General features: G+C 67.2%; 23 protein-coding genes and 1 other RNA gene. 12 read left to right on the top strand and 12 right to left on the bottom strand.

Features of this window, described 5'->3' with window-relative positions; genetic code table 11:
• Positions 1–220 precede the first annotated feature (220 nt).
• The 6 genes from AC3WRI_RS24645 to AC3WRI_RS24620 all read left to right on the top strand — a co-directional run bounded on the left by AC3WRI_RS24645 (position 221) and on the right by AC3WRI_RS24620 (position 3,637).
• Complete coding sequence (locus AC3WRI_RS24645; protein WP_010814920.1) at positions 221–541, top strand: hypothetical protein; 321 nt, start codon at positions 221–223, stop codon at positions 539–541.
• Positions 538–870 (top strand): cell division protein ZapA, encoded by a 333-nt coding sequence (locus tag AC3WRI_RS24640; protein WP_010814921.1) that lies wholly within the window; start codon positions 538–540, stop codon positions 868–870. Before AC3WRI_RS24645 ends, AC3WRI_RS24640 begins: the two co-directional genes overlap by 4 nt.
• A gap of 266 nt (positions 871–1,136) precedes the next feature.
• Positions 1,137–1,354: non-coding RNA, 6S RNA (gene ssrS / locus AC3WRI_RS24635), on the top strand.
• A 109-nt stretch (positions 1,355–1,463) separates the two neighbouring features.
• The gene (locus AC3WRI_RS24630; RefSeq protein WP_010814922.1) at positions 1,464–1,946 is read left to right on the top strand and encodes an EVE domain-containing protein; all 483 of its coding nucleotides are present in this window, start codon (positions 1,464–1,466) and stop codon (positions 1,944–1,946) included.
• Positions 1,947–1,999: 53 nt separating this feature from the next.
• Positions 2,000–2,824, top strand: a complete 825-nt coding sequence (locus AC3WRI_RS24625; protein WP_492294261.1) for a sulfite exporter TauE/SafE family protein — start codon at positions 2,000–2,002, stop codon at positions 2,822–2,824.
• Positions 2,825–2,938: 114 nt separating this feature from the next.
• Complete coding sequence (locus AC3WRI_RS24620) at positions 2,939–3,637, top strand: SIMPL domain-containing protein (RefSeq protein WP_011615939.1); 699 nt, start codon at positions 2,939–2,941, stop codon at positions 3,635–3,637.
• Positions 3,638–3,685: 48 nt separating this feature from the next.
• On the opposite strand, the gene AC3WRI_RS24615 is transcribed toward AC3WRI_RS24620, so the two are convergent.
• From AC3WRI_RS24615 to AC3WRI_RS24595, 5 genes are all read right to left on the bottom strand, one after another.
• Positions 3,686–5,239: a malonate--CoA ligase gene (locus AC3WRI_RS24615; protein WP_010814925.1), complete on the bottom strand. Its 1,554-nt coding sequence runs from the start codon at positions 5,237–5,239 to the stop codon at positions 3,686–3,688.
• Positions 5,240–5,312: 73 nt separating this feature from the next.
• Positions 5,313–6,095 (bottom strand): enoyl-CoA hydratase/isomerase family protein, encoded by a 783-nt coding sequence (locus tag AC3WRI_RS24610; RefSeq protein WP_010814926.1) that lies wholly within the window; start codon positions 6,093–6,095, stop codon positions 5,313–5,315.
• Between the two features lie 44 nt (positions 6,096–6,139).
• Positions 6,140–7,153, bottom strand: coding sequence for a Bug family tripartite tricarboxylate transporter substrate binding protein (locus AC3WRI_RS24605; protein ID WP_010814927.1), 1,014 nt, complete (start codon positions 7,151–7,153; stop codon positions 6,140–6,142).
• A gap of 147 nt (positions 7,154–7,300) precedes the next feature.
• Positions 7,301–8,758 (bottom strand): malonyl-CoA decarboxylase domain-containing protein, encoded by a 1,458-nt coding sequence (locus AC3WRI_RS24600; protein ID WP_492294260.1) that lies wholly within the window; start codon positions 8,756–8,758, stop codon positions 7,301–7,303.
• A gap of 66 nt (positions 8,759–8,824) precedes the next feature.
• Entirely contained in the window at positions 8,825–9,544 is a 720-nt protein-coding gene (locus AC3WRI_RS24595; RefSeq protein WP_010814929.1) for a GntR family transcriptional regulator, read from the bottom strand.
• An 816-nt stretch (positions 9,545–10,360) separates the two neighbouring features.
• Here AC3WRI_RS24595 and AC3WRI_RS24590 point away from each other — a divergent pair.
• Together AC3WRI_RS24590 and AC3WRI_RS24585 are read left to right on the top strand one after the other, a co-directional pair.
• Positions 10,361–11,455, top strand: coding sequence for a YjgN family protein (locus AC3WRI_RS24590; RefSeq protein WP_011615943.1), 1,095 nt, complete (start codon positions 10,361–10,363; stop codon positions 11,453–11,455).
• Positions 11,456–11,484: 29 nt separating this feature from the next.
• Positions 11,485–12,504 carry a M48 family metallopeptidase gene (locus tag AC3WRI_RS24585; protein WP_010814931.1) on the top strand — a complete coding sequence of 340 codons (1,020 nt, stop codon included), beginning with the start codon at positions 11,485–11,487 and terminating at the stop codon, positions 12,502–12,504.
• 15 nt (positions 12,505–12,519) lie between these two features.
• Here AC3WRI_RS24585 and lgt read toward each other — a convergent pair whose 3' ends face one another.
• Both lgt and AC3WRI_RS24575 read right to left on the bottom strand, forming a co-directional pair.
• On the bottom strand, positions 12,520–13,338 hold the full coding sequence (gene lgt / locus AC3WRI_RS24580; protein WP_010814932.1) for a prolipoprotein diacylglyceryl transferase: 819 nt from the start codon (positions 13,336–13,338) through the stop codon (positions 12,520–12,522).
• Positions 13,339–13,410: 72 nt separating this feature from the next.
• A complete protein-coding gene (locus tag AC3WRI_RS24575; RefSeq protein ID WP_041687497.1) occupies positions 13,411–14,355 on the bottom strand; it encodes a LysR family transcriptional regulator in 945 nt (314 codons plus the stop codon).
• A 168-nt stretch (positions 14,356–14,523) separates the two neighbouring features.
• Here AC3WRI_RS24575 and ilvD point away from each other — a divergent pair, with 168 nt between their 5' ends.
• Positions 14,524–16,197, top strand: a complete 1,674-nt coding sequence (gene ilvD / locus AC3WRI_RS24570; protein ID WP_010814934.1) for a dihydroxy-acid dehydratase — start codon at positions 14,524–14,526, stop codon at positions 16,195–16,197.
• Positions 16,198–16,299: 102 nt separating this feature from the next.
• Here the strand turns inward: ilvD and AC3WRI_RS24565 are convergent, their stop codons facing one another.
• Genes AC3WRI_RS24565 through AC3WRI_RS24555 form a run of 3 tightly spaced genes read right to left on the bottom strand, consistent with a single transcriptional unit; the run spans position 16,300 to position 18,789 of the window.
• Entirely contained in the window at positions 16,300–16,785 is a 486-nt protein-coding gene (locus AC3WRI_RS24565; protein ID WP_010814935.1) for a hypothetical protein, read from the bottom strand.
• Positions 16,782–17,216 carry a DNA polymerase III subunit chi gene (locus tag AC3WRI_RS24560; RefSeq protein WP_010814936.1) on the bottom strand — a complete coding sequence of 145 codons (435 nt, stop codon included), beginning with the start codon at positions 17,214–17,216 and terminating at the stop codon, positions 16,782–16,784. Before AC3WRI_RS24560 ends, AC3WRI_RS24565 begins: the two co-directional genes overlap by 4 nt.
• Before the next feature lie 34 nt (positions 17,217–17,250).
• The gene (locus AC3WRI_RS24555) at positions 17,251–18,789 is read right to left on the bottom strand and encodes a leucyl aminopeptidase (RefSeq protein ID WP_454749639.1); all 1,539 of its coding nucleotides are present in this window, start codon (positions 18,787–18,789) and stop codon (positions 17,251–17,253) included.
• Between the two features lie 187 nt (positions 18,790–18,976).
• Between AC3WRI_RS24555 and lptF the strand changes: the two genes are divergently transcribed.
• From lptF to AC3WRI_RS24540, 3 genes are read left to right on the top strand one after another with little or no spacing between them, the layout of a single operon-like run.
• The gene (gene lptF, locus AC3WRI_RS24550; RefSeq protein ID WP_011615947.1) at positions 18,977–20,104 is read left to right on the top strand and encodes an LPS export ABC transporter permease LptF; all 1,128 of its coding nucleotides are present in this window, start codon (positions 18,977–18,979) and stop codon (positions 20,102–20,104) included.
• Positions 20,101–21,267 (top strand): LPS export ABC transporter permease LptG, encoded by a 1,167-nt coding sequence (lptG, locus tag AC3WRI_RS24545; protein WP_454749640.1) that lies wholly within the window; start codon positions 20,101–20,103, stop codon positions 21,265–21,267. Before lptF ends, lptG begins: the two co-directional genes overlap by 4 nt.
• A 13-nt stretch (positions 21,268–21,280) precedes the next feature.
• Positions 21,281–21,673 (top strand): sirohydrochlorin chelatase, encoded by a 393-nt coding sequence (locus AC3WRI_RS24540; protein WP_058697783.1) that lies wholly within the window; start codon positions 21,281–21,283, stop codon positions 21,671–21,673.
• Between the two features lie 81 nt (positions 21,674–21,754).
• On the opposite strand, the gene cobA is transcribed toward AC3WRI_RS24540, so the two are convergent.
• Positions 21,755–22,555 carry a uroporphyrinogen-III C-methyltransferase gene (cobA, locus tag AC3WRI_RS24535; protein WP_010814941.1) on the bottom strand — a complete coding sequence of 267 codons (801 nt, stop codon included), beginning with the start codon at positions 22,553–22,555 and terminating at the stop codon, positions 21,755–21,757.
• A 27-nt stretch (positions 22,556–22,582) separates the two neighbouring features.
• Positions 22,583–23,887 (bottom strand): sulfate adenylyltransferase subunit 1, encoded by a 1,305-nt coding sequence (locus AC3WRI_RS24530; RefSeq protein ID WP_010814942.1) that lies wholly within the window; start codon positions 23,885–23,887, stop codon positions 22,583–22,585.
• Positions 23,888–23,898: the final 11 nt, after the last annotated feature.

Here is a 23,898-nt window from a genome sequence, read left to right as displayed (position 1 = left end):
AGGGCGAGCACCTGGAACGTGCGCGAGTCTAGGGCGTTTCGCCCCCCGCGTCAACGCGGCTGCCAGTAGTGTTTTGTCACAACTCTGGTGGCGTTTTAGGTGCAGAAGCCTGCAACTTCCACGCGGGTCGCCAGTCACAAACCCTTTCCTCCGCATTGTGCAAGCCGGCGCATCGGCTAGAATCGCGATACCTGACACTTCTCCCATCATGACAGGCCCTATGCTCACCGAACTCGAACAACTGGCCGCCAAGATCGGGCGCGTGCTGCACCATGCGGACACCCTGGCGGCGGAGAACCAGCGGCTGCGCGACGAGATCGCCCGGCTGGAGGGCGAAGCCGCGCAGTTGCGCGGCGAGCGCGAGGCCATGGCAGCCGACCGCGAACTGCTCAATATCAAGATCGAGGAAGCGCAGCTGCGCATCCAGTCCATCCTTGACAAGCTGCCGACTGCCAGCGACACGCGCCAGCTCGACCTGCTCGGCGAAGAGGCTGCGGCGCAGGACGCCGAGCCGCACAAGGCCCCCGGAGAACACGCATGAGCAACAAGCAAGTCGAAGTCAATATCGCCGGCCAGCCCTACCGCTTCGCCATCGCGCCCGAGAACGAGGCCGCGCTGCTCGAAGCCGTGGCCCTGGTCGACACGCAAATGAACAAGCTGCGCAACGGCATCGCGGCCAAGGGCGTGGAGCGCGTGGCGGTCATGGCCGCCATCAGCATCGCCTCGGACCTGCTGTCGATGCAGCGCAAGCAGCAGGCCGAGGGCGCGATCCCGGTCGATGCCATCCGCGCGCGCATCCGCGAACTCAACGACCGCGCCGACGAGGCCCTGCGCCAATACGCGCACGTGGGCACCGGTACGCGCGGCTGAGCAATGAAAGGGGGATGTGCTGCGGATGCCGCGCTGCCGCGCAAAATGTAACGATACGCGCGAGTGGACTTGGTATGCCCTGCAACGCGGTGTATAGTGTAGCCAGACTGCACGAGGCACCATAGATGTGCAGCTACAGGCTAGGTTATCGCGCCCGGCCGCCGTTCTCATCCCATCCTAGTCAGAAACGGCAAACGTCTGACATCCCGCACGCGGATCCGGTTTTCCGGGCACGATGATGCGCCTGGAAAGTCAGACGTTTGACAGTTTCCCTGCCTGGTTCGTGAGGGTCATAAACTCCTTGAACCGATATGCATTGCATGGTGCGGGATCATGTCGCGTGGGCGAGCGCGTCGTCGCATTCATAGTCTGGGCCTGGCCTGGACTCCCTGAGTGGATGATGTACCCGAAATGCGACTTCCGCAGCCACTCTGAACCTCACTTGGGTTCAGGATGCCGACCCAGCGGCCAAGGCGGGGACCCCTTAAAAAGGCGGTGGTTTTCTGAACCATCGCCTTTTTTCTTGCCTGCGCGTCCGCGTGCACACCCTGTGCACGCGGCGCCCTGATCTGCTTCGATTCCTGAGCTGCGCCGTGAGCCCGAACCAGAACCAACGCGCCCGCCAGTACTGGCTGATGAAATCAGAACCGGATGAAGCCAGCATCGACGACCTGGCCCGGGAAGGCACGCTGCCCTGGACCGGCGTGCGCAACTACCAGGCGCGCAACTTCATGCGCGACACCATGCGGATCGGCGACGGCGTGCTGTTCTACCACTCGTCGTGCCCGGAGCCCGGCATTGCCGGCCTGGCCGAGGTCTGCTCAGTACCCTACCCCGACCCCACCCAGTTCGACCGCAAGAGCCCGTACTATGACGCCGCCTCCAAGGCTGACGCGCCGCGCTGGCTGCTGGTCGACGTGCGCTTCGAGCGCAAGAGCGCGCTGATCCCGCTGGCCGCCTTGCGCGAGCATGAGGAACTGGCCGACATGGTGGTGCTACGTCGCGGCAACCGGCTGTCGATCACGCCGGTGACACCGGCCGAATGGCGCTTCATCACCGGCAAGCTGATGCGCTGAACCCTGCCCGGCCGGCCCCGGGCAAGGCTGATCACAACAACCCTGAAGATACGATGCAGTTCGACAACCTGCCGGTGCTGGTCCCTGCCCTGCTTGCCCTGGGCGCTTTCACCGGCTTCTGCGCCGGGCTGCTCGGCGTCGGCGGCGGCATGATGATGGTGCCCTTCCTGACGCTGCTGTTCACCAGCCTGGGCTTTGCCGACGAGGCCATCGTCCATATGGCGATCGCCACCTCGATGGGCACCATCCTGTTCACCTCGTTGTCGTCCGTGCGCGCGCACCACCAGCGCGGCGCGGTGCGCTGGCCGATCGTGCTGGCGCTGGCACCGGGCATCGTGCTCGGCGGCATGATCGGCGGCGGCAAGGTGTTCGCGGCGCTCAAGACCAGCTGGCTGTCGCTGGCGTTTGCCGCCTTCGTCGGGTTTTCCGCGCTGCAGATGCTGCGCAACCGTCGTCCCAAGCCCGGCCGGCAGCTGCCCGGCTTTGCCGGCATGGCGGGCGCGGGCGGCGTGATCGGCTTCCTGTCCAGCCTGATTGGCGCGGGCGGCGCCTTTGTCTCGGTGCCGTTCATGACGTGGTGCAACGTGCCGATCCACAACGCGGTGGCGACCTCGGCTGCGCTCGGCTTTCCGATTGCAGCGGCCAGCGTGGCCGGCTATGTCTGGAGCGGCTGGCAGACGCCGGGGCTGCCGGCGGGATCGCTCGGCTATCTCTACCTGCCGGCCCTGCTGGTGATCGCAGCGGCCAGCGTAATGACCGCGCCGCTGGGCGCGCGCACCGCGCACCGCATGGATGTGAGCCAGTTGCGCAAGGTCTTTGCCGCGTTGCTGCTGTGCCTGGCGAGCTATATGTTGTGGAAGGCCTGGCAGGCATTCTGACCCGGACGGGGGAGGCGCGCCCGCGCCGGCTTCGCAACAATCGTTTGCAATGTCGCGGAACGATCGGGCACCCGGTCACGTCTGATACCCATCACGTTTGAACGGGAGAACAACATGAAACAATGGCTTGCCGCCACCCTGCTGGGCACCACCGCCATCGTTGCCTCGGCGCACGGTGGCCCCACTGAAACGCCGTCGGGCGTGCTGTCGCTGAACGCGCAGGCCGTCACCGAAGTGCCGACCGATATCGTGCACCTGACGCTTGCCGCGGAGCAGGAAGGCGCTGAACCGGCCGCGATTTCCTCGGGCCTGTCTACCAGGACGCAGGCCGTCATCACGCAGGCGCGCCGCGTCCAGGGCGTGACCGCCGAGTCGGGCGGCTTCACCATCCACCCCAACACCGACCGCAACGGCCGCATCAGCACCTGGCGCGGGCGGTCCGAAGTCATCCTGAAGTCGCGCGATTTCTCGGCCGTGTCCAAGCTCGCTGGCGAGCTGGCCAGCCAGATGCAGGTGCAGAACATCGCCTTCTCGCTGTCGCGCGAAGCGCGCGAGGCGGCCGAAGCCAAGCTGGCCGAGCAGGCCATCGCCTCGTTCCGCAGCAAGGCGCAGTCGACCACCAAACTGTTCGGCTACAACAGCTACACCATCCGCGAAGTCAGCCTGAATGAAACCGGCGTGGTGCCGCCGATGCCGCGCATGTACGGCGCTGCCAAGGCCATGATGGCCGACGCTGCGGTACCGGTGCCGGTTGAGGGCGGCAAGACGCAGGTGACGGTGTCGGTCAACGGGTCGGTGCAGATGCTGAAGTAAGACAGCAGCGCCCTGCGCCATCGCGCAGGGCGCTGCCCATCACGGCGCTCAGAGCACCGCGAACTGCTCGCGCAGCACGTTCTTCTGCACCTTGCCCATGGTGTTGCGCGGCAGCTCGTCCACCACGTGCACACGCTTGGGCACCTTGAAGTTGGCGATGCGGCCCTTGAGCGTGCCGATCAGCGCCGCTTCATCGATATCCGCACCCGGCTTGCGCACCACCACCGCCACCACGGCCTCGCCGAAATCCGCGTGCGGCACGCCGATCACGGCGCTCTCGGCCACGCCCGGCATCTCGTCGATAAAGCTCTCGATTTCCTTCGGGTAGACGTTGTAGCCGCCCGAGATGATCAGGTCCTTGCTGCGCCCGACGATGGTCAGGTAGTTGTCCGGCACCGCGCGCTCGCCGGCCTGGCTGGCAATGGCGCCGCCGAAGCGGCCGACGTCGCCGGTCTTGAACCAGCCGTCCTCGGTGAACTCTTCCCTGGTCTTCTCCGGCATGCGCCAGTAGCCCTTGAATACGTTCGGACCCTTGACCTCGACATTGCCGATCTCGCCCGGCGTGCACGGCTGGCCCTCGCCATCGACCACGCGCACCGACACGCCCGGCAGCGGCATGCCGACGGTGCCGCCGATGCGCTCGCCCAGCGCGGCATCGTACGGGTTGGACACCAGCATCACGGTCTCGCTCATGCCGTAGCGTTCCAGGATGGTATGGCCGGTGCGCTCGCGGAAGGCATCGAAGGTCTCCAGCAGCAGCGGCGCCGAGCCCGACACGAACAGCCGCATGCGGCGGCAGGTGTCGTCGTCGAAGCGCGGCTCCTGCAGCATGCGCACGTAGTAGGTCGGCACGCCCATCATCACCGTGCAGCGCGGCAGGAATTTCAGCACCTGCGCCATGTCCAGCCTGGGCGCCCAGATCATCTTGGCACCGGCCAGCAGCGCGCCGTGCGAAGCCACGAACAGGCCGTGCACGTGGAAGATCGGCAGCATGTGCAGCAGCACGTCGTCGCTGCGCCAGCCCCAGAATTCATGCAGCGTCTGCGCATTGGAGGCCAGGTTGCGGTGCGTCAGCATCGCGCCCTTGCTGCGGCCGGTGGTGCCGGAGGTGTAGAGAATGGCGGCAAGGTCGTCATCCTGGCGCGCGACCGTCTCGAAGGCATCTGGCTTGCCCGCCGCGCGCGACAGCAGCGAGCCGCTGCGGTCGTCGTCCAGCGTAAAGACGTGGTTGACGCCGTGGCGGAACGCCACCTTGGACACCCAGCCGAAATTCTTGCTGCTGCACACCACCACCGACGGCTCGGCATTGCCGACGAAGTAGTCGATCTCTGCCTCCTGGTAGGCGGTGTTCAGCGGCAGGTAGACGTAGCCGGCGCGCAGCGTGGCCAGGTACAGGAACAGCGCTTCGGGGGACTTCTCCACCTGCACCGCCACGCGTGCGCCTTCGGGCAGGTGCAGCGAGGCCAGCAGGTTGGCCAGCTTGGCGGTGGCGCGGTCAAGGTCGTCCCAGCTGTAATACAGCCCGTCATGCGTCTCGATGCAGCAGGCGGTGCGGTCGGCGGGGAAGCGGGATTCGAACAGGGCGAACAGGTTGGCGTTCATGTCGGGGATCGAACGAAAGGCTAAGGAAAACGAAGAAAACAATGGCGTGTGGAAGCAGTGCTGGCAGCGTGCCCTACTCCCCACGGAACTGCGGTGGCCGGTGCGCGAGGAAGGCGGCCACCCCTTCCGCATGGTCCGCGCCTTCGGCGTAGGCAAAATGCGCGTCCAGCTCGGCGGGCGACAGCGGTGCCGGCAGCGGCGCCAGCCGGCGGATGGTGGCCTTGTTGATGCGGGCGGCCACGGGCGCGCCGGCGGCAATGCGGCGCGCCGTGGCCTCGACCTCCGCGGCCAGCGCGCCGGGCTCGACCACGCGCGTCAGCAGCCCTTTGTCGCGCGCCTCGGCGGCGTCGAAGACCCGGCCTTCCAGCAGGATCTCCAGCGCGGCGGCGCGGCCCGCCAGCGCCAGCAGGCCCTGCAGCTCGCCGGGCGCCATCGGGAAGCCCAGGCGGTTGATGGGCACGCCGAAGCGGCTGTCCGAGGCGGCGATGCGCAGGTCGCAGTGGCTGGCGATTTCCAGCCCGCCGCCCACGCATACGCCTTCAATCATCGCCACGGTGGGGTGTGTGCATTGCGCCACCGCCGCCAGTGCCGGCGCGATGGTGGCCATGTGGTAGTGGCGCACCGCGGCCTCGTCGGCGCGCTCTGCCGGGAACTCGGCGATGTCGGCGCCGGCGGCAAAGTTGCCGTCAGCCCCGCGCACCACCACGCAGCGCAGCGAGGTATCGGCGGACAGGCGTGCAAAGCCCGCGGCCAGCTCGCGCCACATCTGAGCGGAAATGGCGTTGAGCTTGCCCGCGTGCGACAGCGTCACGGTGGCGGTGGTGCCCTGCGTGGCAAACAATACGGTGCCGCTCATCGCCGCGCCCCCTTGCATCGGATCAGCGTTGACATGGCGCCCCGTCAGTCGATCTTGGCGCCGGACTGCTGCACCACCTGGGCCCAGCGGCGAATCTCGGCGTGCTGGAACTGCGCGAACTGTTCCTGCGTAAACGCCGGCGTCTCGGAACCGTTGTTAAGCCAGACCTGCTTGAGCTCCGACGTGTTCAGCGCCTTCTCGGTCTCTGCGTACAGGCGGTCGACGATCTCCTTGGGCGTACCCTTGGGCACCCACATCGCATACCAGGTCGACACGTCATAGTTGGGCACGCCCGCCTCGGCCGCGGTCGGCACGTTGGGGAACGCCGCCGAGCGTTTGCTCGAAGCCACCGCCAGCGCCTTGATGCGGCCCGCGCGGATATGCTGCGCCGACGAGCCCAGGCCGTCGAACATCAGGTCGACCTGGCCCGCGATCAGGTCGGACAGCGCCGGGCCCGCACCCTTGTAGGGGATGTGGGTGATGAAGGTCTTGGTCTGGAGCTTGAACAGCTCGCCCGCCAGGTGGTGCGACGAGCCGTTGCCGGCCGAACCGTAGTTCAGCTTGCCAGGATTGGCCTTGGCGTAGGCAATCAGCTCCTGCAGCGTGTTGGCCTTGACGCGGTTGGGATTGACCACCACCACTTGCGGCGGCTGCGCGATCACCGTGACCGGGATGAAGTCCTTCTCGATGTCGTAGTCCAGCTTCTTGTAGAACGACGGCGCAATCGCGTGGTGCGCGCCGCCGATGAACACCGTGTAGCCGTCCGGCGCGGCCTTGGCCGCAATGCTGGCGCCGACCGTGCCGCCGGCGCCGCCGCGGTTGTCGATCACGAACTGCTTGCCGAGCTGCTTGGACAACTGCGCGGTCAGCGGCCGCGCAAAGGCGTCGGTGCCGCCGCCGGCGGGAAACGGCACGATCACGGTGACGGGCTTGGACGGCCAGGTGTCGGCATGCGCGGCGGGTGCGGCGAGCATTGCGCCGGCGCCCAGGCCGGCCAGGCCCAGGGCCACGCCCGTTGCGCGCGCGCACGCGGCCAGGCTGAACTGACGACGATTCATTGGTTGTCTCCTCTCTCTTCTGCGGAAAGTCAATCTGATGGCCGCGCGACACTGCCGCGGCGCGAAGTTACTGCTCAGGTCCCGACAAGAAAACGCGGCGCGCCAGGCGCCGCGGGTGCGGGGGCGACCCGCGTGACCGGACCAGGGTCACAGCAGCTTCCCGACGCTACGGCTGATGCGCGGGTTGCCGGCGCCCAAGCGTGCCAGATTGTCATCCAGCGCCTCGGGCACGTAAAGATAATTGACCATCATCCCGCAGCTCTGGCTGCGGCCTTTGCGCGACAGGTCGGCGCCCCAGTTCAGCCGCTCCACGCATGCCCCGTTGCCCAGGTGGAAGCGCGCGACCGGGTCGGCGGGCATCGACTGGTTGCGCTCGCGCACCAGGAAATGCGCGGCCAGGGTCATCGCGGTATCGCGGATCACGGTATCGGCGGCGTCCGGCACCAGCGCCTCCAGCCACCCGGCGCCGTCCGCTGGCGCCTTGCCGTGGCGCTCGCTCCAGCGCGCCAGGCGCTTGTCGCCCAGCACGCGCGCAACGGCATCGCCGTCCTGCTTGCGCAGCCAGTCGGCAAATCCGGGGATTGGTGAGAGCGTGGCGAACTGATTCACTTTTGGGAATTCACGCTGGACCTCCTCGATCACGCGCTTGAGCAGAAAGTTGCCGAAGCTCACGCCGCGCAGGCCCGCCTGCGTATTGCTGATCGAATAGAAGATGGCCCACTTGACGCGGCGCAGGTCTTCCAGCGGCGCGGCTTCATCCAGCAATGTATGGACATTGGCCGCCATCTCCGGCGCGAATGCCACCTCGACAAAGATCAGCGGCTCGCGCGGGATGCGCGGGTGGAAGAACGCAAAGCAGCGGCGGTCGGAATCGAGGCGGTTGCGCAGGTCGGTCCATGAGGCGATTTCATGCACGGCCTCGTAGCGGATCAGCTTTTCCAGCAGCGATGCCGGCGAATCCCAGGTGATCGGCTGCAGCTCCAGCAGGCCCACGTCGAACCAGTTGGAGAACAGCGCCTCGAGATCGTCGTCAAGCGGGCGCAGCCCTGGCATGCGGCGCTGCCAGCGCAGCATGTCGGCGCGCAGCTGGATCAGGAAGTGCAGGCCGCAGGCGCTGCTGCCGCGCTGGCCGTGCAGCGCGGCCAGCCGCTTGAAGAAGCGGATGCGCGCATTGGACAGGGCCTGGGCCAGGCCCGAAGACGCGGCCTGCGCGCGGGCGGCGCGCGCGCCCTTGTCGCCGTCGGCCCCGGCCTCTTCGCTGCCCTTGCCGCCGCTGCTGGCGACTTCGGCCAGCACCGCCAGCATGCCGCGCCGGGTGGCCTCGCCAGCAGCCTCATACTCGGCCTGCCATGCCTGCGCGGCGGCATTGGCGGCGCCATCGGTCAGGCGCGCGTCGAAGCAAAGCCGCAACTGCTCGCGCTGGCGGCGCACCGCGCGCGCCGCCAGCGGCGCCTCGCCATCGACCGGCGTTGCCGGGGCCTTGGTGTCGACCTCGCCCTTGCGTCCCCACCAGCGGCCCAGCCGCGACAGGAACTTGGAACCTGCCGGCTCGCTTTCGCCCAGCGGCGCACTGATCTTCTGGTCACCCGTGTCGAAGGAATTCATGCGGTACCTGCCTTGATGCATCGATCTGAACGTGGGAAAAACGTCGGACTGGGGTTGCGGCGCCGGCTACTCTTCGGCGCCGGCCATGCGCAGCACCGGCGGCGCGCGCACGGCCTGGGCCTCGGCTGCGCCGGCGGTGGCGCCGGCATCCAGCGTCTTGAGCGCCGCGCGCTGGCGCAGCAGGTGGGTCTTCATCATCGCCTCGGCGCCTTCCGGGTCGCGGGCCTTGAGCGCGGCAAACACGGACAGGTGCTCGGCGCAGGATTCCTGGATCCGGCCCGGCAGCTTCAGGCTCTTGTGGCGCGACAGCCGCAGCACCTTGCGCAGGTCGCTGATCAGGCCCGACAGCCAGCGGTTGCCGGCCAGCCGCTGGATCGATTCGTGGATCTGGAAGTTGGTTTCGTAGTAGGCGTCGATGTCGCCCGCCTGCGCATAGCGCGCCAGGTCGGCATGCAGGCCGTCCAGTGCGTCCAGGTCGGCGCGCGTGGCGTTGCGCGCCGCCTCGTAGGCACAGCGCCCTTCCAGCAGTGCCATCAGCGGGAAGATCTCGTCCAGGTCCTGCTCGGACAGCTCATTGACGAAGCAGCCGCGCCGCGGCTCCAGCCGCACCAGGCCTTCGGCGGCCAGCACCTTGAGCGCTTCGCGCAGCGGCGTGCGCGAGATGCCAAGCGTTTCGGCCATCGCGCTCTCGTCGATCCATGCGCCGGGCACGAGCGTATGCGCGTCGATCATGGCGCGCAGCCGGTCTGCCACTTCCAGGTACAACGCCTGCTGGACGATGCGCATACTTCCCCCGGGTCGGATCGCGTGACCGATGCGTCCCGGTCACGATCTGGCGTCGGCCAGGGCAGATGCGCCCGGCCAGCCATAATTCATAATTATGGATTAGGGTGCGAACGATACAAGGAATTTCGATGCTGCTCTGCAACAAGCAGTAGCGATGGTGGCTGGTGGTCGACCGGCAGGTGCGGTCTGTGAGGATGCGGCGCGGGGTGCGGTATGAGGTGCGGCGGGCGTTTCCATGCCTCCCTGCAAGGAAACACCCGCGCCTGAAAATTACTGCAGTACTGCTTTTCATCGTCGGCGGATACTTGCAAAAATATCTGCCGCGTGGGTCCATGGATTGCCGGCGCTGGCCCTGCGCCCCCCTTTTTGAAACGCGCTTGTTGCGCGGATTTTCCCGTCGCCCTGGCTTTACGTGAAGTGCCGGCAAGTGCGGCCTGTCGGCCTTCACTCCCTCCCTGGCACTTCCGTTGGCGGCTGTGGCTTGCCGCTCATCTTTGTAACAATCAAGATAGCGATTTACGTGCCAGCGGGACTAACCCCATGATTTCATTGGCAACACGCATTCAGAAGTTGTTACAGAATACGTCTAGTGTAACAGGATGTTTCTAGATTGTTACGAGGGTTTTCCCACATTTTCTTATACGCCTGCCCGCCTGGCGGCAATGGCATATGCAGATTGTGCCGTGGTCGCTATTTATCAGTGCGAGAATGTGAGCGCATCGCCGCAAGTGCCCGAACTGAAGTGGTTGCATTCCTGAAACTGCGGTCGAGGCCGCAATCCTTACTGTCGCTTTCCACACACACTGGAGCTCCGCCATGCAAGCTGGCAGCGATTTCACCCTGGCCGGCACCCCGGCAGACGAGACACCGGCGCCTGCCGAGCCGCGCTACGCCGTGCCGCGGGCGCTGGGCCTGTCCTTTACCGGATCAGGTTCGGAATACTTCCGTATCTGGATCGTCAATGCACTGCTGACCATCGTCACCTTCGGCATCTATTCGGCCTGGGCCAAGGTGCGCACGTTGCAGTATTTCTATCGCAACACGCGGCTCGACGGTGCGAGTTTTGACTACCACGGCAAGCCGTCCGCGATCCTGAAGGGCCGCGCCATCGTGTTCGCGCTGGTGCTCGCCTTCCAGTTCGCCTCCACGGTCTCGCCCTTCCTTGCGCTGGCGATGCTGGTGGCGCTGCTGGCGGTGTTCCCCCTGCTGCTGGTGCGCTCGTTGCGTTTCCGCATGGCCAACTCCAGCTACCGCGGCCTGCGCTTCGCCTTTACCGGCGGCGATGCCGATGCCTACAAGGTGTTCGTGCTGTGGCCGCTGGCCGCAGTGGCCACGCTGGGCCTGCTGGGGCCGCTGGCGCACCAGCGCTTCAAGCGCTACCAGCACAACCACACCCGCTTCGGCACCGCGCCGTTTGCCTTCCATGCCGGCGCGGGCGATTTCTACGGCGTCTACCTGCGTGCCTTCGGCGTGATGGTCGCGCTGGTGGCGGCCGCGGCACTGGCCGGCTTCATGCTGGGCGCGACCGCGTCGGGCCAGGCGGGCATGATGTTGTCGTTCGGCATCGGCGTGACCGGTTTCTACCTGGCGCTGCTGGCCGTCAGCCCTTACGTGATGGCACGCTTGCAGAATGTCGTGTGGAGCCACACCACGCTGGCGCCGCATGCGTTCCGCAGCGAGGTGGGGGCCGGCCGCATGGTCTTTATCTTCGTCACCAACCTGATCGCGATCGCGCTGACGCTGGGCCTGTACCTGCCGTTCGCGCGGGTGCGTTCGGCGCGCTACCGGCTCGAATGCGTGACCATGCTGGCGGCGGGCCCGCTCGACACCTTCGTGGCCGGCGAGGCGCAGCAAGTGGGTGCGCTGGGCGATGCGGCGGTAGACTGGTACGACATCGACATCGCGCTCTGAACACGCCGTGCGCTGACCCGGCCCGCACCATGATCCCAGTCACCTTCTTCGATGGCCGCTCGTCGCGCGCGCATCCGGCCACGCTGGCCGTTGAGGCGCAGCAGGCCGTGCTGCGCGACGACTCCGGCGCCGAGCTGCGGCGCGCGCCGCTGTCGGACGTGCGCGTGTCCGAGCGCGTGCGCCGCGCGCCGCGGCTGGTCACCTTTGCCGACGGCGCCTTCTGCGAGATCACCGACCACGCCGCCTTCGACCACCTGCTGGCCGCCACCGGCCATCGCGACAGCCTGGTGGCGCGCGCGCAGAACAGCTGGCGCCTGGCCGGCCTGGCCGTGGCGGGGCTGGTGGCGGTGCTGGTGCTGGGCTATTACGTGCTGCTGCCATGGGGCGCCGGCATCATGGCGCGCACGGTGCCGCCCGAGGTGGAGGCCCATCTCGGCAAGCTGACGCTGGCGAGCCTGGACAACGGCATGGTCAAGCCGACGCAGCTGCCGCCCGCCGAGCAGCAACGCATCCGCTCGGCCTTCGCGGCGCTGAAGCGCCCGCGCGATGCCGGCCACGACTACCAGATCCTGTTCCGCCAGGGCGGCGAGATCGGCGCCAATGCGCTGGCGCTGCCGGGCGGCACCATCGTGGTCACCGACGAACTGGTGAGCCTGGCCGGCACCGGTGCCGGCATGATGGGCGTGCTGGCCCATGAAGCCGGCCATGTCGCCAACCGGCACGGCTTGCAGCAGGTGATCCAGGGATCGGCGCTGGCGGCGCTGTCGGCCTACCTGTTCGGGGATATCTCGACGGTGCTGGCCGGGGTGCCGGCCGCGATCCTGACGCTGCGCTATTCACGCGACCACGAGCGCGAGGCCGACGCCTTTGCGATCGAGGTCATGCAGCGCAACGGCCTGCCGCCCGCGGCGCTGGCCGAGGTGCTGGTCAGGCTGGACAATCGGCGCGGGGCGGCGTCGGACGCCGAGCCGGAACGCGGCCAGGACTTCATGTCGACCCACCCGCAAACGCAGGCGCGCATCGACGCCTTGCGCCGCGCCGGCAAATAGCGCGCCGACGGGTTCTCAGGCCACCGGCTGTGATGCGCCGGCGCCGGGCTGGCGCCGGTAGGCCCAGACCACCATGGCGATGCCGGCCAGGATCATCGGCAGGCTCAGCCACTGGCCCATCGACAGCTTTAGCGCCAGCAGGCCCAGGAAGTTGTCGGGCTCGCGCGCGAATTCCGCGGCAAAGCGGAAGGCGCCATAGCCGATCAGGAATACCCCCGACACCGCGCCCATCGGCCGCGGCTTGCGCGCGAACAGCCACAGGACGATGAACAGCGCCACGCCCTCGCCGGCAAACTGGTACAGCTGCGACGGATGGCGCGGGATGTTGTCGCCCGCCTGCGGGAAGATCATGCCCCACGGCAGGTCGGTGGCGCGGCCCCACAGCTCGCCGTTGATGAAGTTGCCGATGCGGCCGGCGGCCAGCCCGCAGGGGATCATCGGCGCGATGAAGTCGGTCACCTCCATCCAGTGGCGCCGGCGCAGCTTGCCGAACAGCCACATCGCCACGACCACGCCCAGGAAGCCGCCATGGAAGGCCATGCCGCCTTCCCACACCTTGAGGATCTCGAGCGGATGGGCCAGGTAGTACGACGGCTTGTAGAACAGCACATAGCCCAGCCGCCCTCCCAGGATCACGCCCAGCACGCCGAAGAACAGCATGTCGTCCAGGTCGCGCGTGGTCCAGCCCTTGGCCGCGATATGCGGCTGGCGGATGCGCAGGCGCCCGAAGCCCAGGAACATGATGAACCCGGCCAGGTACATCAGCCCGTACCAGCGGATGGCAAGCGGGCCCAGGTGGATGGCAACCGGGTCGAACTGGGGATGAATCAGCATGTTGGCGTGAATGGAGGTTGTAAAGGCCGCGGCCTGCGTATTGTCAGTGGCCTCGGTGACATTGGTGACGTGTCAGCGAGGGGCGGGCCCGGCTGCGCCTGCTTCTTGCGCGAGCGCGGTCGCAATATCGATGAACGAGCGCAGCACCGGCGCCACGCCGGCGGACGCGCCGTCGCGCCAGACCAGCCCGGTCTCGATCTGCGGGCCGGCCTCGCGCAGCGCCAGGTAGGACACCCCGGTGCGGCGAAGGTTGCACAGCGAGGCCGGCACCAGCGCCACGCCCATGCCCGCCGATACCAGGCTGACGATGGTCTGCATCTGGATGGCTTCCTGCGCGATCACGGGCACCAGGCCCTCGCGCGCATAGTAGCCCGTAATGATGTCATAAAACGCCGGCGCGCTTCGGCGCGGGAAGATGATCAGCGGTTCATGGGCGGCCTCGCGCAGCGACACCGCGGCGTCGCCCGCCAGCACCGCGCCCGCCGGCCGCCAGCCGTCGGGCACGGCCAGCACCAGCGGCTCGCTCACCAGCGGCAGGTAGGCCAGCCCGTGCGGCATGGCCGGCAGCTGCGGCCGGATCACCAGGCCGGCGTCGATCGCCCCCTCCATCAACGCCTCGAGCTGCACGTCGCTGGTGGCCTCGCGCAGTTGCAGCTGCACCTCCGGGTGGCGCGCGCGGAAGCGCCGCAGCAGGTCGGGCAGGATGCCGTAGTCGGCGGTGCTGACAAAGGCCAGCGACAGCGACCCCACCTCGCCGCGCGCCAGCCGCTGCGCCAGCCCGGGCAGCGCCGCGGCATCGGCCAGCACGCGCCGCACCTCGGGCAGCCACTGCTGGCCGGCCGGCGTCAGCGCCACCGAGCGCCGCGTGCGCACGAACAGCTGCACGCCGATTTCCTCTTCCAGCGCCTGGATCTGCTGCGACAAGGGCGGCTGCGTCATCGACAGGCGCCCTGCCGCGCGGCCGAAATGCAACTCTTCCGCCACAGTGACAAAGTAACGCAACTGCCGCAGGTCCAAACGCCCTCCTGATATGTTTTTCGACTCAATAAAGGTCAAATAATATATTTGACACTCCGAAACGCAAGGGTCATTCTTTGGCCCACAACATCGCCGCCGTGCGTTCGTGCCTCCTGGTCTTCGGGCGCAGCGCGGAGCGGCACTGAAGATCCCCGGAGATTCCCCACCATGGCATTCAACAAACGCTCGCAGAACATCACGCAAGGCGTGGCGCGTTCGCCCAACCGTTCGATGTACTACGCCCTCGGCTACAAGAAGGAAGACTTCGACAAGCCGATGGTGGGCATCGCCAACGGCCACTCGACCATCACCCCTTGCAACGCTGGCCTGCAGCGCCTGGCCGATGCGGCCATCGACGCGATCAAGGCCTCGGACGCCAACCCGCAGGTGTTCGGCACCCCGACCATCTCGGACGGCATGTCGATGGGCACCGAGGGCATGAAGTACTCGCTGATCTCGCGTGAAGTCATCGCCGACTGCATCGAGACTGCCGCGCAGGGCCAGTGGATGGACGGGGTGGTCGTGATCGGCGGCTGCGACAAGAACATGCCGGGCGGCATGATCGCGCTGGCGCGCACCAACGTGCCGGGCATCTACGTCTACGGCGGCACCATCAAGCCGGGCAACTGGAAGGGCAAGGACCTGACCATCGTGTCGTCGTTCGAGGCCGTGGGCGAATTCACCGCCGGGCGCATGAGCCAGGAAGACTTCGAGGGCGTGGAAAAGAACGCCTGCCCGTCGACCGGCTCGTGCGGCGGCATGTACACCGCCAACACCATGAGCTCGTCGTTCGAGGCGCTGGGCATGTCGCTGCTGTACTCGTCGACCATGGCCAACCCCGACCAGGAAAAGGTCGACAGCGCCGCCGAATCGGCGCGCGTGCTGGTCGAGGCGATCAAGCAGGACATCAAGCCGCGCGACATTATCACGCGCAAGTCGATCGAGAACGCCGTGGCGCTGATCATGGCCACGGGCGGCTCGACCAACGCCGTGCTGCACTACCTGGCCATCGCCCACGCCGCCGAGGTGGAATGGACCATCGACGACTTCGAGCGCATCCGCCGCAAGGTGCCGGTGATCTGCAACCTGAAGCCGTCGGGCCAGTACGTGGCGACCGACCTGCACAAGGCCGGCGGCATCCCGCAGGTCATGAAGATCCTGCTCAAGGCCGGCATGCTGCATGGCGACTGCCTGACCATCACCGGCCGCACGCTGGCTGAAGAACTGGAAAACGTTCCCGACACCCCGCGTGCCGACCAGGACGTGATCCTGCCGATCGAGAAGGCGCTCTACGCCGAAGGCCACCTGGCCATCCTGAAGGGCAACCTGGCCGAAGAAGGCGCGGTCGCCAAGATCACCGGCCTGAAGAACCCGGTCATCACTGGCCCGGCGCGCGTGTTCGAAGACGAGCAGAGCGCGATGGAAGCGATCCTGGCCGACAAGATCAACGCCGGCGACATCCTGGTGCTGCGCTACCTCGGCCCCAAGGGCGGCCCCGGCATGCCGGAAATGCTGGCCCCGACCTCGGCCATCATCGGCAAGGGGCTGGGCGAATCGGTCGGCTTTATTACCGACGGCCGCTTCTCTGGTGGTACCTGGGGCATGGTGGTTGGCCACGTGGCGCCGGAAGCGTATGTGGGCGGCACGATCGCGCTGGTGCAGGAAGGCGATTCGATCACCATCGATGCGCACAAGCTGTTGCTGCAGCTGAACGTGGCGGATGAAGAACTGGCCAGGCGCCGGGCCAACTGGAAGCAGCCGGCGCCGCGTTATACCCGTGGAGTGCTGGCGAAGTTCTCGAAGCTGGCGTCGACGGCGAGCAAGGGGGCAGTGACGGACTGATCTTCGTCCTGCTCAATAAAAAAGCCTGCGAGCGATCGCAGGCTTTTTTGTTTGCCGACGTCTGTCGAGACCCGCCGGTCCGCTCCAGCCCTTCAGCCGCCGTTAATCCTCCCCCGGCGTCTTCTCGATCTCCTCCAGCGTCGCATCCAGCCATTCCACCAGCCGCGCCTCCAGCGACTGGGTCAGCTCGCTGGCCAGTTGCGCCGTCAGCGGCGCCAGGCGCGACTGCAGCGTGGCTTCGGTATGGGCCGCCACGACCTGCGGCCATTCGGTGCGGAAGCGCATCATCACGCGCGTCAGCAACTCGGTGCGCACGGCGCGCAGGTCGTCCTCGCCCGGGGCGCCGCTATCTGCCGGCATCGCCGATGCCGGCGCGGCGCCTTCGTCCGCCACGGCGTCGCCGGTATCGCCGACATGCATGACCAGGCCCGAATCGGCCATGCCGAAGGTATCGATCACGCCCTCCTGCGCAGCGGCAGCCGGCGCTGCTGTCCCTGCGTCCGGCAGTTCGAACACCTCGGTCAGCAGCGGGATGCTGTCATTCGGATCGAGCCGCGGGATCACCCGCGAGGTGGTGCGTTCGCTCATGCGGCGTCTCCCTTGGGCTGGCCGATGTCGTGGTGCGTCAGCGGATAGCCGCGTTCGCGGTAGAAACGGTAGCGCTGGCGGCCGGCTTCGCGCGCGGCATCGCCCGCGCCCACTACCTCGATCAGCCGTTCGAAGCTGGCAAACTGCGCCGGGGCCTGGTCTGCCAGGTTGATCAGCAGCTGGTGGTGCGGCACGCCTTCGGTGGTGGCGGCCAGCAGGATCGGCGTGACCGCCGCATTGGGGCTTTCCAGCCCGCAATGGGGCAGGAAATCCAGCGCGGAGAAGGTCCACAGGCGCGCATCCAGGTCCGCCAGCTGCGCCGGCGCCCCGTGGATCACCACCTTCTGCCCGGCGCCGTAGGCCTTGCGGACCAGCCGGCAGACATAGCCGAGCACGTCCGGCACGTTGCTGTGGAAATCGATGCGCGTCATGGACCCTTGCTGCCTCTGTTGCCTGCCGCCGCCATCAGGCCGCGCGGTCCATCAGGAACTGCGCCAGCAGCGGCACCGGGCGGCCGGTGGCCCCCTTGGCCGCGCCGCTCTTCCAGGCGGTGCCGGCGATGTCCAGGTGGGCCCAGTCGTATTTCTCGGTAAAGCGCGAGAGGAAGCACGCCGCCGTCACGCTGCCGGCCGGGCGGCCGCCGATATTGCCCATGTCGGCAAAGTTGGACTTGAGCTGGTCCTGGTACTCGTCGTCCAGCGGCATGCGCCAGGCGGTGTCCATGGCGCGGCGGCCGGCCTGCAGCAGGGCATCGGCAAGCGCGTCGGAGCGCGCGTACAGGCCGCTGTTGATGTGGCCGAGCGCGATGATGCAGGCGCCCGTCAGCGTGGCCACGTCGATCACCGCGGCCGGCTTGAAGCGCTCCACATAGGTCAGCGCGTCGCACAGGATCAGGCGGCCTTCGGCGTCGGTGTTCAGGATCTCGATGGTCTGGCCGGACATGCTGGTGACCACGTCGCCCGGCTTGGTGGCGATGCCGCTGGGCATGTTCTCGCAGGTCGGCACCACGGCGATGACGTTGAGCTTCAGGCCCATCTCGGCCACGGCCTGGATCGTGCCCAGCACCGAGGCGGCGCCGCACATGTCGTACTTCATCTCGTCCATGCCCTCGCCCGGCTTGAGCGAGATGCCGCCGGTATCGAAGGTGATGCCCTTGCCCACCAGCACCACCGGGGCCTGCTTGGCGCCGGCGCCGTCGTAGCGCAGCACGATGAACTGCGGCGGCTCTTCGCTGCCCTTGGTCACGGCCAGGAAGGCCCCCATGTTCAGGGCCTCGATCTGCTTGCGGCCCAGCACCTCGGCCTTGAGCTTGTGGCGCTTGGCAATGCCGCGGGCGGTATTGGCCAGGTAGGTCGGCGTGCAGATATTGGACGGCAGGTTGCCCAGGTCGCGCGTCAGCTCCATGCCGTTGGCGATGGCGGTGCCGCGCACCACGGCCTGGGTGGCGGCGCGGGCATCGCCGGTGTCGACCGCGATCACGACCTTGCGCAGCGAGGACTTGTCGTTGCCGTTGGGCTTGCCGTTGGCATTGGCGCGCTTCAGACCCGGATGGCGCTCCAGCAGCCGATAGCCGGCTTCGCGCACCAGCGTGATGGTGGTGATCACCGCCCAGGCGACATCGCGCTGCTGCGGCGCCTGTTGCGCCAGGCACCACAGGGCCGAGGCCGCACGCGTGGACGACAAGGCACGCACGGCGGTGCGGACCGCGTCGGCAAAGGCCTTGTCGCTGAAATCGGCTTCCTTGCCCAGGCCCACCAGCAGCACGCGCGCGGCGCCCACGCCGGCCACCTCATGCAGCATCAGCTGGGTGCCGCGCTTGCCTTCGAAGTCGCCCTGCTTGACCAGCCGCCCCACCAGGCCCTTGGTGGCCACGTCCAGTGCCTTGGCTACTCCGGCCAGGTTCTGGCCTTCGAACAGGCCGACCACCAGGCAGTCGGTCTTGGTCGCCAGGAAACCATTTTGGCCGGCTTTGCTCCAATCCAAGGCTTTTGTGCTAAATTCCATCGCGCTTCCTTCCAGGGGCTCGTTAGACACGAAAGCCTCCATTATCCGCGATTTTTATCCCGCGACCTGCCGCCGCTGATACGCCCCGGTCACGCTGACAGCATGCTGTGCTGCCAGCCAGCTGTTCTGCCAGGCACCTCGCACGGCACATCGCCCGCTCCGGCCGGCAGCCCGGAACCGAACCCGCATGATCCTTCAACAAGCCCTGCGACGCGAGCTTGCCTACACCGCCGGGGCGGTGTTCCTGGTGATGCTGACCTTCATGCTCACCTCGCTCGTGATCCGCATCCTGGGAATGGCTGCCAGCGGCAAGGCCAGTCCCAACGACGTGCTGATGCTGATCGGCCTGGCCACCATCGGCTACCTGTCCATCCTGCTGTCGGCCACGCTCTTCATCTCCACCCTGATCGTGCTGACGCGCTGGTACAAGGATTCGGAGATGGTGGTGTGGTTCTCGGCGGGCATCTCGCTGCGCGAACTGGTCAAGCCGGTGCTGCAGTTTGCGGCACCCTTCATCGTGCTGGCGCTGCTGCTGGGCATGTTCGCCTGGCCCTGGGCCAACCAGCAGAGCGCGCTGTTCCGCGACCGCTTCGAGCAGCGCGGCGTGATGTCGATGATCGCCGCCGGGCGCTTTATCGAGCCCGCCAAGGCCAACTATGTGCTGTTCATCGAGGGCATCGACGCCGACATGAAGCATGCGCGCAATGTCTTCGTCGCCAACTCCGAGGCCGACAAGATCGGCGTGGCGCTGGCGCACCAGGGCAAGTTCGAGACCATGCCCAACGGCGACCGCCTGGTGGTGATGGAAAACGGCCGCCGCTACTCGGGCATGCCCGGCCAGATCGACTACCGCATCGTCGAGTTCGAACGCTACGCGGTCAAGGTGGACAACAAGGCTCCCGAGTCCGAAGCCAAGCTGCCACCCAAGAGCCGCGACACCATCGAGCTGATCCGCAACCCCACGCGCGAAAACCTGGGCGAGCTGATCTGGCGCATCTCGCTGCCGATCCTGGCCTTCAACTTCGTCATGATCGCAATCCCGCTGGCCTACGTTAACCCGCGCCTGGGCCGCTACACGCCGCTGGTGTTCGCGGTGCTGATCTACCTGACCTACAGCAACCTGATCAACCTGACGCAGTCCTGGGTGCGCTCGGGCGCGATCCCGTTCTGGCTGGCGTGGTGGCCGATCCACCTGGCGGTGTTCCTGGGGGCGCTGCTGCTGTTCCGCTACCGCCAGAACCGCAGCCTGGGCGGGTGGCGCGCCGTGTTCGGCCTGCGCAGGCGTGATGCCGCGGCCACCGGAGGCCGGGCATGAGGATCCTGCGCGTCTATGAACGCTACTTCGGCCGGCTGATCTATGGCGTGTTCGCCTTCATCCTGTTCGCGGTGCTGTCGCTGTTCGTGTTCTTCGACATGCTCAACGAGCTGGAGAACGTCAACAACCAGTACACCTCGCTGGTGGCGCTGTTCCACGTCCTGCTGCAGGCACCCACGCGGGTGTATGAGGTGCTGCCGATCGCGGTGCTGATCAGCGCGATCTATGTGTTCTCGCAGCTGGCCAGCCAGTCCGAGTACACCATCTTCCGCGTGGCCGGCCTGAACACGCGCCAGGCGCTGTTCTCGCTGTTCAAGCTGGCGGTGCCGCTGGCCATCGTGACCTTTATCTTCGGCGAGTTCATCGCCCCCCGCGCCGAGCAGTACGCGCAGAAGATCAAGCTCGAGGCGATCGGCGCAACCGTGTCGTCGGGCTTCCGTTCCGGCGTCTGGGTCAAGGACCGCGACAAGGATGCCGCCACCGGCGGCGGCGAGATCACCCGCTTCGTCAACGTGGCGGGGTTGCGGCCGGACCAGACCATCACCGGCATCACCATGTATGAGTTCGACCCGCAATACCGCCTGCGCATGATCCGCGTGGCGCAGGAGGGGCGCTACCAGGGTGGCCAGTTGTGGGAGCTGCAGGGCGTCAACGAGACCCGCTTCATCGAACTGGCGTCCCCGGCCCAGGGCGCGAAGCCGGCACGCGATTCGCTGGCCCCGGATTTCCGCGCCGAGCAAGTCAAGTTCCCGCGCGTGACCATGCATTCCGAGCTGACGCCGCAAATCCTGTCAGTGCTGCTGGTGACGCCTGAGCGGATGTCGACGCTGGACCTGTTCCGCTATATCCGCCACCTGCGCGACAACAAGCAGGACACGCAGCGCTATGAGATCGCCTTCTGGAAGAAGGTGATCTACCCGCTGACGCTGTTCGTGATGATGGCGCTGGCCCTGCCCTTCGCCTACCTGCACGCCCGTGCCGGCGCCGTCGGCGTGAAAGTGTTCGGGGGCATCATGCTGGGGTTGTCGTTCCACTTGTCGAACACGCTGTTCTCGCACGTCGGCCTGCTGCATACCTGGCCGCCGATCATCTCGGCACTGGTGCCAGGTACGCTCTACCTGATGGTGGCGCTGCTGGCGCTGCGCTGGGTGGACCGGCACTGAGGGGCGGGCTGCCATGACCGCACCCACCCGGGCCCTGGTCCTGTTTGCGCATGGCGCGCGCGACGCGCGCTGGCGCGAGCCATTCGACCGCCTGCAGCAGAAGGTGACCGCTGCCCTGCCCGGGTGCGAGGTGCGGCTGGCGTTCCTGGAGCTGATGGCGCCCGCCCTGCCCGACGCGCTCGCCGACCTGGCAGCGCGCGGCGTGTCCGACGCCACCGTGGTGCCGGTGTTCCTGGGCCAGGGCGGCCACCTGCGGCGCGACCTGCCAGCCTTGCTCGACCAATGCCGGCAAGCGCATCCCGGGCTGCGCATCCATTGCGCGACGGCGGCAGGCGAGGCCGATGCGGTGCTGGATGCAATGGCCGCATACTGCGTTGCCTCAATGCCCGCAAGCGGCCAGCCCTGAGCAGAAATGTGGTCCCCGATGAAACAAGCCCTGTGCCGGCATGCCGGTACAGGGCATTTTTTCTAGTGGCGCGCAGCGCGCTCAGGCAGCGCGCGGCGTCTGCACGACGGTTTCACCCACGCCTTCGCGCGGCGTTTCGGTAGCCCGCGCAGCCAGCGCCGCCCCGATCATCAGCAGGCTCGGCTGCACCGGATCGATCCAGGCAGCGGCCTCGCCTGCTGCCATTCGGCCCAGCGTGAATTCACGGCTACGCTGCCGCGGCGTGCTGGCGGCTTCCACCACCCACGCCGGCGTCGACGCCGGCTTGCCATGCGCGATCAGCTGCGCGGCAATCGACGCCGCCTGGTCGCGGCCCATGTAGTAGACCAGCGTATCGGCCTTGACCGCCGCTTCGATATCGGCCGAGCCCTCGCCATCCGCAGCCTTCGCCTGCGTGGCAAACGCCACGCTGCGCGACACACCGCGCTTGGTCAGCGGCTTGCCGATCGCCGAAGCAGCCGCCAGCGCCGCAGTGATGCCCGGCACCACTTCATACTCGATGCCAGCGGCTTCCAGCGCCTGCAGCTCCTCGTCGGCACGGCCGAACAGCATCGGGTCGCCGCCCTTCAGGCGCACCACGCGCTCGTACTTGCCGGCCAGGTCGACGATCTGGCGGTTGATGAACAGCTGCGCGGTGGAGCGCTGCCCGCAGCGCTTGCCCACCTCGACCAGCTCGGCCTGCGGACACCAGGCCAGCATCTCCGGCGCCACCAGTGCATCATGCAGCACCACCTGGGCTTCGCCCAAAAGCCGTGCACCGCGCACCGTAATGAGGTCTGCCGCACCGGGGCCTGCCCCGATGAGGAACACCTTGCCGTAAGTCTTCTGCGCCTGCTTGTCCATCTGCTGCCCCTTTCCTGCCGTTACCGATCAGGAGAACGCACGGATCATGCCTGCGGCCACCGTGTGGTTGGTCGCTTCGTCGATCAGCACGAAGGCGCCCGTTGCCGGGTTGTCGCCGTAGGCATCGCACACGATCGGCTTCTGCAGCGAGATCTGCACCGAACCGATGTCGTTCAGGCGGATATCGTGGCGACCGGTCTCGTGCGACAGCGTATGCACGTCCAGCACGCGGTCCACCGCCGACACGCGCGCGAACACGCTGGCCGTGGTGTGCTTGAGCACGTACTTGCGCGCCGGGTTCAGCGATTCGTCGTCGAACCAGCACAGGTCGGCCTGCAGCTTCTTTGCCGAAGCCGTGGTCGCATCGGCGGCAACGAACATATCACCGCGTGATACATCGACGTCCTCGGCCAGGCGCACCGTGACGGTATCGCCGACGTTGGCCGATTCAGCGGCACCATTGGGCGTCAGCACTTCAGCCACCACGGCTTCGCGGTTGGCCGGCAGCACGCGCAGCTTCTGGCCCACGCGCACGGTGCCGGCTTCGATGCGGCCGGCATAGCCGCGGAAGTCGTCCGACTGCGAACCGTCCTGGCGGATCACCAGCTGCACCGGGAAGCGCAGCGCGGCGTCATCCTCGGGTGCGGCCTCTTCCACCGGCAGTTCTTCCAGCAGCGGCAGCAGCGGCTCGCCCTGGTACCAGGCCATGGCATCGCTCTCATGCACGATGTTGTCGCCGCGCAGCGCCGACACCGGCACGTAGCGCACGTCCTTGAGGCCCAGCTGCTCGGCCAGTTCGGTGTAGGCGGTGCGGATCTCGTTGAAGCGCTGTTCGCTGTAGTCGACCAGGTCCATCTTGTTGACGGCAACGATCACGTGCCGGATCTCCAGCAGCTTCAGGATCGCCGAGTGGCGCTTGGTCTGCGCCAGCAGCTCGGCACGGCCGTCGGTGACGGTGACGCGGGTGGCATCGACCAGCACGATGGCCGCGTCCGCGGTCGAGGCGCCGGTGACCATGTTGCGGGTGTACTGCTCGTGGCCCGGGGTATCCGCGATGATGAACTTGCGGCGCGCGGTCGAGAAGTAGCGGTAGGCCACGTCGATGGTGATGCCCTGCTCGCGCTCGGCCTCGAGGCCGTCGGTCAGCAGCGAGAAATCGATCTGCTCGCCGGCGGTGCGCTTGTTCTTGGCGTTGGCCAGCGCGGTCAGCTGGTCCGACAGCACGGCCTTGCTGTCGTACAGCAGGCGGCCGATCAGCGTGCTCTTGCCGTCGTCGACGGAGCCGGCGGTGATGAAGCGCAGCAGGCCTTGATGGGTTGCTTGGTGAGTCATGTCTGGATCCT

This window comes from Cupriavidus sp. FW305-27 (assembly GCF_058787995.1).
This window is presented reverse-complemented; position numbering and strand designations above follow the sequence as displayed.